The sequence below is a fragment of the Streptococcus sanguinis genome (assembly GCF_020729725.1).
Taxonomy (GTDB): Bacteria; Bacillota; Bacilli; order Lactobacillales; family Streptococcaceae; genus Streptococcus; species Streptococcus sanguinis_V.
This window is the reverse complement of sequence record NZ_JAJEPA010000023.1, coordinates 1-1,299: the sequence shown is the minus strand read 5'-3', so window position 1 is coordinate 1,299 and position 1,299 is coordinate 1. Positions and strand designations below refer to the sequence as shown.

The 1,299-nt window shown below is 48.7% G+C and carries 8 tRNA genes and 2 rRNA genes; all 10 read right to left on the bottom strand.

From position 1 onward, the window contains the following. Positions 1-4: 4 nt before the first annotated feature. Positions 5-78, bottom strand: a tRNA-Arg gene (locus tag K4I03_RS12180). A gap of 31 nt (positions 79-109) precedes the next feature. Further along, positions 110-195, bottom strand: a tRNA-Leu gene (locus K4I03_RS12175). A gap of 7 nt (positions 196-202) precedes the next feature. Then, a tRNA-Gly gene (locus K4I03_RS12170) sits at positions 203-274 on the bottom strand. Positions 275-288: 14 nt separating this feature from the next. Beyond that, positions 289-361, bottom strand: a tRNA-Thr gene (locus tag K4I03_RS12165). 16 nt (positions 362-377) lie between these two features. After that, a tRNA-Leu gene (locus K4I03_RS12160) sits at positions 378-459 on the bottom strand. A 5-nt stretch (positions 460-464) separates the two neighbouring features. After that, a tRNA-Lys gene (locus tag K4I03_RS12155) sits at positions 465-537 on the bottom strand. Positions 538-569: 32 nt separating this feature from the next. After that, positions 570-642, bottom strand: a tRNA-Asp gene (locus tag K4I03_RS12150). Between the two features lie 16 nt (positions 643-658). Then, positions 659-731: transfer RNA gene (locus K4I03_RS12145), tRNA-Val, on the bottom strand. Positions 732-835: 104 nt separating this feature from the next. Beyond that, positions 836-951 (bottom strand): 5S ribosomal RNA (gene rrf, locus K4I03_RS12140). Positions 952-1,067: 116 nt separating this feature from the next. Further along, positions 1,068-1,299 (bottom strand): 23S ribosomal RNA (locus tag K4I03_RS12135); the annotation flags it as partial.

Sequence of the window (1,299 nt, the reverse complement as noted above, 5' to 3'; positions counted from 1 at the left end):
TTAATGCACCCTAGAGGAGTCGAACCTCTAACCGCCTGATTCGTAGTCAGGTACTCTATCCAGTTGAGCTAAGGGTGCTCATCTTCTTCTACTGCCTCTTACAAGTCTATGCCGAGGACCGGAATCGAACCGGTACGATCGTTACCAATCGCAGGATTTTAAGTCCTGTGCGTCTGCCAGTTCCGCCACCCCGGCCGCCTCAAGCGAACGACGGGATTCGAACCCGCGACCCCCACCTTGGCAAGGTGATGTTCTACCACTGAACTACGTTCGCATCCTATTCAAAAATGCCGGCTACATGACTTGAACACGCGACCCTCTGATTACAAATCAGATGCTCTACCAACTGAGCTAAGCCGGCTCATTATTATCTTATATGCGGGTTAAGGGACTTGAACCCCCACGCCCTAAAGCGCCAGATCCTAAATCTGGTGCGTCTGCCAATTCCGCCAAACCCGCTCTTATGACCCGTACTGGGCTCGAACCAGTGACCCTTTGATTAAAAGTCAAATGCTCTACCAACTGAGCTAACGAGTCTCTTACTTTTATTGAAATCTTCTCGACTTCAACGGTCCCGACGGGAATCGAACCCGCGATCTTCGCCGTGACAGGGCGACGTGATAACCGCTACACTACGGGACCTATTCTTTTCAGAATATGGGAGTTAACGGGATCGAACCGCTGACCCTCTGCTTGTAAGGCAGATGCTCTCCCAGCTGAGCTAAACTCCCAAAGGGTGGAGTCTAGCTCAGCCAACGGTGAGAAACTTCGTTTCTCTCATCCGCTGATTGTAATTTCGATTTCCTCTCAATTACAACTAAGCTAAACTCCCTTCGCTAAGCGACTACCATATCTCACAGGGGGCAACCCCCAACTACTTCCGGCGTTCTAGGGCTTAACTGCTGTGTTCGGCATGGGTACAGGTGTATCTCCTAGGCTATCGTCACTTAACTATTGAATTAACTGTCCTGTCCTCTCAGACAAGCCTTGTCAACTCAAAATTGAATACAATATCAAATCTAACATTTCTCTAAACCATTCGCTGCACTCTGATGAATTTCTTATTCTAGGATAAGTCCTCGAGCGATTAGTATTAGTCCGCTCCATGTGTCACCACACTTCCACTCCTAACCTATCAACCTGATCTTCTCTCAGGGCTCTTACTAACTTGCGTTATGGGAAATCTCATCTTGAGGTGGGTTTCACACTTAGATGCTTTCAGCGTTTATCCCTTCCCTACATAGCTACCCAGCGATGCTCTTGGCAGAACAACTGGTACACCAGCGGTAAGTCCACTCT